The 9,064-nt window shown below is 50.4% G+C and carries 7 protein-coding genes; 3 read left to right on the top strand and 4 right to left on the bottom strand.

The window, feature by feature from the left end:
• Positions 1–312 precede the first annotated feature (312 nt).
• From AC0QH1_RS20050 to AC0QH1_RS20035, 4 genes are all read right to left on the bottom strand, one after another.
• Entirely contained in the window at positions 313–1,167 is an 855-nt protein-coding gene (locus AC0QH1_RS20050) for a 3'(2'),5'-bisphosphate nucleotidase CysQ family protein (protein ID WP_324633068.1), read from the bottom strand.
• 164 nt (positions 1,168–1,331) lie between these two features.
• Positions 1,332–1,685: a DUF1257 domain-containing protein gene (locus tag AC0QH1_RS20045; protein WP_324633067.1), complete on the bottom strand. Its 354-nt coding sequence runs from the start codon at positions 1,683–1,685 to the stop codon at positions 1,332–1,334.
• A 141-nt stretch (positions 1,686–1,826) separates the two neighbouring features.
• A complete protein-coding gene (ycf46, locus tag AC0QH1_RS20040) occupies positions 1,827–3,335 on the bottom strand; it encodes a stress-responsive protein Ycf46 (protein WP_324633066.1) in 1,509 nt (502 codons plus the stop codon).
• Positions 3,336–3,443: 108 nt separating this feature from the next.
• On the bottom strand, positions 3,444–3,797 hold the full coding sequence (locus AC0QH1_RS20035) for a slr0373 family blue light stress response protein (RefSeq protein ID WP_324633065.1): 354 nt from the start codon (positions 3,795–3,797) through the stop codon (positions 3,444–3,446).
• A gap of 513 nt (positions 3,798–4,310) precedes the next feature.
• On the opposite strand from AC0QH1_RS20035, the gene AC0QH1_RS20030 reads away from it, so the two are divergent.
• The 3 genes from AC0QH1_RS20030 to AC0QH1_RS20020 all read left to right on the top strand — a co-directional run bounded on the left by AC0QH1_RS20030 (position 4,311) and on the right by AC0QH1_RS20020 (position 8,243).
• A complete protein-coding gene (locus tag AC0QH1_RS20030; RefSeq protein WP_324633064.1) occupies positions 4,311–4,844 on the top strand; it encodes a hypothetical protein in 534 nt (177 codons plus the stop codon).
• Between the two features lie 158 nt (positions 4,845–5,002).
• Complete coding sequence (hflX, locus tag AC0QH1_RS20025; protein ID WP_324633063.1) at positions 5,003–6,667, top strand: GTPase HflX; 1,665 nt, start codon at positions 5,003–5,005, stop codon at positions 6,665–6,667.
• 733 nt (positions 6,668–7,400) lie between these two features.
• Positions 7,401–8,243, top strand: coding sequence for a cistern family PEP-CTERM protein (locus AC0QH1_RS20020; RefSeq protein ID WP_324633062.1), 843 nt, complete (start codon positions 7,401–7,403; stop codon positions 8,241–8,243).
• The last annotated feature ends 821 nt before the right edge of the window (positions 8,244–9,064 follow it).

Raw genomic sequence — 9,064 nt, 5'->3', positions numbered from 1 at the left:
ATAAAACTGTTCGTCTGTCAGTTGAATAATTGGGTTTAAATTGATTGCGATCGCGCTCATAACTGTCACCTCTTTTCTTTAGCATTACTCAGCATGTTGGTTCGCAGGGCATAAGCCAAAATTTCGATTATTTTGCCTAAATCACGCAAATAATATCGCGATGCGCCAGCCACTAACTGGCGAAGAGGGAGGGGATTGTGTGGGAGCGATGGGTGGGAATCGGAGAACCGCCTAAATATACTTTTAGTGTGAGATAACGGCCGATTTTTTTAGCGCGTTAAACAGTATATCTCACTAAAGCTATACTTGTGGCTACCGATTGCCGATCGCGGCCTCCCGGATGCGCGATCGCAGGGCTTCCACATAACGCGGCCACCCAATTAAAATTGGTTGATGGTGAATCAAGGTATCCGGAGCGATCGCACTGGGGTGAAAGCTCAAGGGTTCTCCCTCCAAGTCGCAACAGACCAATCCCGCTGCTTGGGCTAAAGCGATCGGGCCGGTGGTATCCCACAATTTTACCCGACCATTGAGATAAAGGTACAGACCGGCGCGACCGCAAATGACCTCCATCACCTTCAGACCAAAACTGCCGAGGGAAGAAAATGTGGCTCCTGGCACCAGTTCGGCGATCGCCTCGCCAAAATTGCGCTCGTCTTTGTCGCCAATAATAATCGGGCAGAAAGAGTCCGTGGGTGCGGGTGCCTCCACCGGCTGTAGTGGCTCCACCTCTGCTTCCCCGATCGCCTGAAACAGACCCCACCCCTTACCGCCATAGTACATTTGTTTTAAAGCGGGGGCATAGATCCACCCCGCCACCGGTTGAAAATCGCAGAGTAACCCGATCATCACCGCATAGTGGGGCTTGCGCTTGATAAACCCATCGGTGCCATCCAGGGGATCGATGCACCACAGTCGCCGATAACCAGCACGAAACGCCCGCCGCGATGGCTGGTTTTCCTCGGTAATAATTCCATCACAGGGAAATAGCCGCGCAAAACCCTGGGTCAGCCGGCGATCGAGTTCGCGATCGACGCTCGTTACGTAGTCTTCCGGACCCTTTTTCTCCACCACATACTGTTGTTTGGCCAGAATTTCTGCCTGCGTGCCGCACTGGCGCATCAACTGCCGAATTTCTGGATCCCGTTCTAAGGTAAAAGTTTCCATATCCACATCGCTATCGGGTTTGCTTCTGGCTTATTGTAGCGACTTTGTAGGGATATCCCCACCTCTGGCCTTCTCTACAAATCCCTCTAGATATGTCAGGATAAAAAAAAACGGGTTAACCCGCATTTGGTTAACCCGCCAGTTTGGGAACGCGCTCAGTTACTTTACTTTTGGACCACGAGCTTGACGTTAGCGTTCTGCAGACCGGGACGACGCACTTCGGCCAAGGTCTTGTTAACAGCGTACTTCTGATTGATGGCGTTGATCAGCTCAGTTTGATTGTGCTTCTTAGCAACGCCCCACAGGTCGGCAATCAGGTCATAGGTGCCGTCGCTGTTGCGAGACCAGCCGAGGTCATATTCGCCTTCGAGAACTGCCACTAAGTCGGCACGGACGCGCTGGCCATTGTAACCACGGACGTCAGCTTCGCTCTTGACGTTGATGCCTAAATCGCGCAAAGAGCTTTTCAGGATTTCGGCGTCGGTGATTTTGGTACGCAGGGTGCTAAAGTGAGACATTGGGATTTCCTCCTAAAAGTAGGTTTTTAGATACGACAACGTTTTGGATTTGAAGGGAACCGCATATAATGGCGGTATTTGTTCGAACTGCTAGCAAGAAGTTGCTAGCCTTTGCTCCTGTTTGGACCAGGAGAAAGCCTGTTAAAACTCCAGTCGCTGATATTCGGCGACAGAAGATGCAGCTGGTCGCGCCCGCTGTCTGGCCCATTCGCGCAGGGCCGATACCTGTTCTGTCATAGTCTTCGACAGTGGCAGCGTTGACTTGATTGCAGCGATAATATCCAACTGCGTAAATTCTCTATCTTGGGCAAAAGCTTCGTACATCGCAGCGATGACGGCTTGCTCGATTTCTGCCCCGGAAAATCCATCGGACACCTTTGCCAATTGTTCGATGTCGAAGCGATCGAGGTCTCGACGTCGTTTGGTCAGGTGAATGGTGAAAATTGCTCGTCGCTCTTCATCGTTGGGCAGATCTACGAAGAAGATTTCATCGAAACGCCCCTTTCTCAAGAACTCACCAGGCAGTCTTTCCACTCGGTTGGCAGTTGCCATCACAAACACTGGCGAGGTTTTTTCTTGCATCCAGGTTAGGAATGAACCGAATATCCGGCTAGATGTTCCGCCATCTGAGTCCGCAGACCCTCCGCTTCCACCAAATGCTTTGTCTAATTCGTCTATGAATAGAATCGCAGGTGAAATCGATTCGGCGGTTTTTAAGGCATTCCGCAGGTTCGCCTCCGATCGCCCCACCGTCGAGCCATCATATACTCGACCCATGTCTAACCTCAGTAGGGGCAAACCCCACAGGCGAGACGTGGTTTTGGCAATCATCGACTTACCGCAACCCGGTACTCCGAGAATCAACATCCCTTTCGGTTGGGGTAAACCATATTCTCGCGCCCGTTCGGTAAATGCGTTTGAACGCTGCCTCAGCCACCGCTTCAGCTCCTCGAGACCTCCCACTGAATCGATCGTATCGTCTTCTTCTATATACTCGAGAATCCCATTTCTGCGAATGAGTTGTTTTTTCTCGGACAGAACAATCTCGACTTCCGATTCGGTTAGCTTTCCGCTGGTCACTTGTGCCTTGCGGTACACTTTCTCGGCTTCGTCTTTCGTCAACCCTAATGCGGCTTTCAGTAATTTTTCCCGCGTTTCGGTATTGATTCGACGATTTCTACCCGACTCCAGTTGGTGCGATAGCACCTGATTGAGTTCTCCCATGTCTGGCAATGGAAAGTCCAGGACTACCACTTCTTTTTCCAGCTCGATGGGCACTTCCTGTATCGGTGACATCAGGATAATCGCTTTGTTGCTTCCTTTGAAGCTCGCGATCGCATCCCGCAACCACCGCGTCGTCGCTGGAGAATCAATAAACGGATGCAAATCTTTGAAGATAAACAAACCAGGCTCTCGCTGCCTTACCACCCACTCCACTGCCGCTTCTGGCGACACCGTGTTGTGTTGGGTTACGTTTCGGGGTTGACCGTACTCCACAATTCCATGCGTAACCGTCCATACGAAGACTCTTCTTTGGGGCTTGATCTGAGCAATCGTTGCGATCGCCTGCTCGGCCCGTTCTTCCTCGGAGGTCACGAGGTAGATTAAAGGATATTGAGCTTGGATTAAAATATTGAGCTCTTCTTTCATGACCATCGACCTTCTCTAAACGGTGCCTACAACATTATTGCTAGATCTTAATGCCCCTTTCTGTTTTTTTATGCGGAGCACAAGTTTCTCCCTGGTGGAAGTTTTCAGTTAGCAGGGAACTAATTGTTCCTCGCCTTGTTGATCGGTGCTCGATTGAATCTTTTGCACCTCTTCAACGGTCAACCCCTCTTCAGCCACTACGCTTGGCTGGTTTTTTAGGGATACCATCTCTCCATCGCGCATCACCACCGAGCTAGAACAATCTGGACAGGTGTAAACCTGATGGGTTCTTCCGTAAGTCGCTTCCTCTACTTCGTCTACCACGCCCGGATGAGCTAGATAAAAATCAATCGCTCTTTCGGCTATGGATGACATCGGTTCGGAATCTACTGCCGCTCGAATTTTGAGCTGGCGATGAAGTTCTGGTGGCAGATACAGAGTTACCTTTTGCTTATCTTGCATGACGCTGAATTGATTTACCCGGGTATGTCACCCATAGTAGCGGCTGTTTTTTGAACTGTCAAGATGCTAAACCACTTTAATGGCATTATTGTAATATTCCGTTACAATCTCTCGCCAGAGAAAAAATAGTTAAAGCCGAAAACCTGCCCCTAAAACATCACGGGTAGCGTTATTTGACACGAAAAACACTATCCGTAGTGTCAACCCGACCAAGCGATCGCAAATTGTAAAAAATGGCGTTTTTCCCCCTCGGGCACCCGCAAAATCCGAAAAAAGGATCCAAAATCCCCTACAGTCCCATTCACCCCCCCCCCCTATGAGGAGTCTCATCGTTGGGCGATCGCGATTCCCAAGGATCCAGCACCCCTTTCTAAATCCCACCCTTCTCCTCACCCGTCTCATTCACCCCCTCCATATATAGGAGTCGGCCCAGACTTAGGCGATCGCCTCCCCAGCATCCAGCCCCCATTTGCAAATGCCAATATAAAAGAAAGAGTACAAAGAGCAATCGCGATGGGGCCTTTTTCCGCGTACATCAGCACTCAAACTATCACCCGCTGGGCGTCAGCAGTTACCCTCAGCGTCATCCTCGCCGGTTGCACCGTAGCCAGAACTCCCCTGCAAACCCAATGGAACACCTACAACAATCCTCGCTTTCACTTCCAATTTCCCTATCCCACCGATTGGATCCCCCTCGATCCGCCCACCAATCTCGATGGACGGGCATTTCGTCACCCCGAACACCCAAACATAGAAGTCAGAGGATGGGCCAGACTCAACCTCACCCACCTCAATCTCCCCAATTCCCCCTCCCTCCACCCACCAAACTCCTCCGACTCTAACCTGACCACCGAACAAGGACTCCCCGCCTACTTAGACGTGGAAGTGGGTCAAGAGGAAACCCGGATGACCTTCACCCTCAAAACCGACCACATCATTTACAACCTGCAAGGGCGATCGCCCAACGATAAATTTGCCCAATATTACAAACTCTTCTATTACATCGCCACTCAATACCGCATCACCATCCAGGAAGAAAGCAAATAATCACCCATGACTAACCACCAACCCCTAATGCCATTCCTCCCGCGATCGCGATAAAATAGGCAGGGAACGCATTCGGAGGGCCAGGGCACTGGTCGCAAGCGCCTATCGAAACTATCTACGGAAACTTAAAAGGTCTGAAATCCAGCCAGCTCAAGCAGTTGCAACGGCTTTATCATCAAAAGCTGCCGGTAGATTCCATCACTACGCCGGAATTTGCTCAGCGTGTAGCTGCGATCGCTACGGAGATCGCAGAATCGGTTTGTGCCTACATCAATCGCCGGGGACAAGTGATTCGCGTGGGAGTGGGTTCGCCGCGTCAAACCCAAATTCCCCCCCTAGAATTACCCCGGTATGGTGCGGGCCGTCTCAGCGGGATTCGCTGCATTGCAACTCAGCACAAATCCCACGCACCCAATCAATCCGCATTAACCGCTATGGCGATTCAACGCCTGGATAGCTTGGTGGTACTCACCCTCACCGGTGAAGGATTCGAACGGCGCGGCGGCGGGGCGACCGGTTATGTGAAAGAAACCCATTTAGCCCATCTGACCCCGCCCACGGAAATGGAACCCGAGCAAAGCGATCGCGCGATCGCCACTTGGAGCGTTTCGCCGCCGATGAGCTTAGATATGCTCGCCAAACAGGACTTCCTCGACCTGGTAGAAGGACTCGAAGCTCAATTCGAACGGGAATTCGTCGCCTTAGAAGTGGATGCCGATCGCGATCGTGTGGTCCTCGTAGGGGTAATGACCGACTCCATGACCCCAGAACAATTTGAAAATGAACTCGCCGAACTCACCCGCTTAGTAGACACCGCTGGCGCAACGGTGGTCCAAACATTGCAGCAGAAGCGTTCCCGTCCCCACCCGCAAACGGTTGTCGGCGCGGGAAAAGTGGAAGAAATTGCCCTCTGCTCTCAAACCCTCGGGGCAAATCTAATCGTTTTCGATCGCGATTTATCGCCGGCGCAAGTTCGCAACCTGGAAATGCTTCTCGGCGTCCGCGTGGTAGACCGCACGGAAGTGATTCTCGATATTTTCGCCCAACGCGCCCGATCCAGTGCCGGTAAATTGCAAGTAGAACTGGCGCAATTGGAATACATGTTGCCGCGCCTGACCGGTCGAGGTCAAGCAATGTCCCGCTTAGGCGGTGGTATCGGTACCCGAGGCCCGGGGGAAACTAAGCTGGAAACGGAACGACGCGCCATTCAACGGCGCATCGCCCGCTTGCAAAAAGAGGTGAACCAATTGCAAGCGCATCGATCGCGGATGCGTCAGCGCCGACAGCATCAAGAAGTTCCTTCGATCGCGATCGTCGGTTACACCAACGCCGGCAAATCTACTCTTCTCAACGCCCTGACCAATGCGGAAATTTATACCGCCGACCAATTATTTGCGACTTTGGATCCCACAACCCGGCGCTTAGTGGTTCCCGATATGGCCACCGGAAAACCCCAGTCCATCGTGTTAACCGACACCGTGGGATTTATTCACGAGTTGCCACCTTCTTTGATGGATGCCTTTCGCGCGACTTTAGAAGAAGTGACCGAAGCGGATGCTTTGCTGCATGTGGTGGATTTGTCTCATCCGGCGTGGCAAAGTCAGATTCGCTCAGTGATGGAGATTTTAAGGGAAATGCCAATGACGCCCGGTCCGGCCCTGGTGGCGTTTAACAAAATCGATTGTGTGGATAGCCAGACTTTGGCGATCGCTCGAGCACAGTTTCCCCAAGCTGTGTTTATTTCCGCCAAGGGAAGTCTGGGGTTAGAAACTCTGCGTCACCGACTCGGACAACTGGTTCAATATGCCGTGGCTCCTCGCTAATCCGTGCATGACGCGATCGCTTTTCCCCGCCACAGCGCCCCTCATACCATAAAAATGCCGATTTTTTCGTTCTTTACCAAAACTTTAATTTATAGGGTCGATTCCTGTGAATCGACCCTATAAATTAGGATGACAAATTAACAATTAATAATTTGTACTCATTTTGGTCTCGACGCTCTATTTTAAATTTCCCCCCAACCGGGGAAAAGCGGGGAACAGAGCTACAGTGGGGAGAAAACCGCCTCGTTACTAAGAGCGCGATCGCCCTGGTATGGGAGCCGCCCCACCCCAAGGGGCGATCGTGACAATTGGAATCGCCAGCTTTGGGGATGAAATTGTCAGAAACATTGCAAGGTAAATGCATCAATATTCCTTGCATTTTCCGAGTTTACAGCTTCTACAGTCGGGATTATTTTTTACAAAAACCTTATCCTGGATCCTAAAACACATCAAAACTTAATCAATTAAACTTTTTACGTAAAGATTTTACAAAGTTTCGTCCAAAGCCTCGACGAGCAGTGGTTGAGCCAGATACAGTGGAGGAGAGAGGCAAACATCAGTTTGGTTCTCCATTGCGCGCAACCGGAGGAGGTGATTGACTTTAATCACACAGCGGGATGAGTCAGGCGGGCGTATGGGATCCCATGTCCCCCTCCCAATCGTCAAAGCTCATCCACCACCCCGGCAAAAAATTCGGTTGGACACAAGATGCTGGTAGGATTCGGTAAAGATTATGTTAAAACGATTGAAACAATTAACGGTAGGACTAACTGTCCTCGGTTCCATTGGGGTTTATTCGTTCGCTGTCGCCCCCGCTGCCTCAGCGTTTACTTTGATAGACAATGGCAGTATCGGAATTGACGAGGACGATGTAAATGAAGAGTTCACAATCATCTTTGATGGCAACGTCAACGAAAGTGATGTTATCGAACTCACCTCGGAAGCCATTTTCAAATTTCTCGGCTTTACTACGGTTGGAGGTAACACCGAGGCAAAATTTGATATTACCCTCGACAACACCTCCAGCGATGGAATCACCTCTAGAACCTCTGGCTTAGGGTTTAACGTCACGGACTTTTCCGACGGGAAGTTGTCCTTGCTATTTGCGGAAGAATCCACAGGCCCAGGACAAGGAAGGGGCAAGAACAACGAAACAACCGCTGAACTGACCCGCATTGATGGCTTATTTGAGAATGCCGTTGCTAACGGCAAATTACCCAATCAATTCGGAAACTTAGATGTCTGCTTTAGCGACGGTAACTGCACCGGCGGCAAAGATGGCGGCGTGAAAACCAATGATGAGCCGCAAAAGTTTACCGCTACCCTGGCATTGTCTGGTGACGTGAAAAAGTTCGCCTTGAATAACTTCGGCGTGCGCTACCAAAGTATTGATGGTAATGGTATGGTGGGCGCAAGCGGAACCGGGCGAGGTACTGTCAGTTGGGAGCCACCCACGCCACAACCTCGGGAAATCCCCGAACCAACCACGGCAACTGCCCTGTTACTGGTGGGTCTTGGTGCGTTTCGCTATGGCAAAAGGAAGCAAAACGCTCTGGTTGAAGAAACTGCTGGCTAGCTGATAGGGAGGGTGAAATCCTACTGCAAAAATTGATAGAGAGTTATTAGAGAGAGCGATTTGAGGCTCTCTAGAGGGAGCTGTTTGAGGCTCTTTAATTTTGCATCGCCTTACCTTCATGCTCCCCCAAGCTGTGGGGAGTTTTTTTAATTTAATCTTATACACTTAGTTTGCATACCGTTTTTATTACAAATAAGCAGCGATGCAGACTGTAGCCTATGCACTCAGACAATTGCTAAACCTGTGATGCTCGTTCCCACCAGCGCCAACCTTGGGATTTCCCTTCACAGGTCTTGACCTCTTCTTCTTGGCGCTTTATGAGCTTTGTGTAAACCGAGAATTATCCCAAATTCGGTGTCGTTAGCTACGGTATTGCTCAGAAAAACCTTGCCAAAATAGTACGAAATCAACACAGTAAAATCATATTGGTAGCGGTTTTCAGATGGGTTCGCAAAGAAATGCTTTCTGGATTCCCTTCCCGCCGGAAATGACAGGTTTTTAGCAGTAAAAATTTCAGCGTATTAAAAGCGATATTTAATCCATTTTTTGTGCAATTTAGATGTATGATTGCCGGGGCAGAAGCACAGAGCGATTTGACCAATCAATGCCATGCCCACCCCTCAACCCTGATGCGGTGAGTGGGGAAACCGATAAGGGAGAGGGGGCGGCTGAGCGGTTACCGAGAATCGGCGTAAAGCCCCCGGATTTATCCGTGGGGATATAAGCCGAGCGACTGACCCCCGATCCCCCGCAATTATATTCGTTGGACATGATAAGGCTTGGTGCTGTATAATATCATAAGGAGGTGAAGAAAATGTTTG

The sequence above is a fragment of the Phormidium sp. CCY1219 genome, from assembly GCF_055795085.1.
Note: the sequence above shows the minus strand (reverse complement) of the source record. Positions and strands in the feature narration are given on the sequence as shown.

What these genes read in the sequence shown, in the direction of transcription:
- AC0QH1_RS20050 (WP_324633068.1), bottom strand. Translation starts at nt 1,167, where the DNA reads ATGGAAACTTTTACCTTAGAACGGGATCCAGAAATTCGGCAGTTGATG.
- AC0QH1_RS20045 (WP_324633067.1), bottom strand. Translation starts at nt 1,685, where the DNA reads ATGTCTCACTTTAGCACCCTGCGTACCAAAATCACCGACGCCGAAATC.
- ycf46 (WP_324633066.1), bottom strand. Translation starts at nt 3,335, where the DNA reads ATGAAAGAAGAGCTCAATATTTTAATCCAAGCTCAATATCCTTTAATC.
- AC0QH1_RS20035 (WP_324633065.1), bottom strand. Translation starts at nt 3,797, where the DNA reads ATGCAAGATAAGCAAAAGGTAACTCTGTATCTGCCACCAGAACTTCAT.
- AC0QH1_RS20030 (WP_324633064.1), top strand. Translation starts at nt 4,311, where the DNA reads ATGGGGCCTTTTTCCGCGTACATCAGCACTCAAACTATCACCCGCTGG.
- AC0QH1_RS20020 (WP_324633062.1), top strand. Translation starts at nt 7,401, where the DNA reads ATGTTAAAACGATTGAAACAATTAACGGTAGGACTAACTGTCCTCGGT.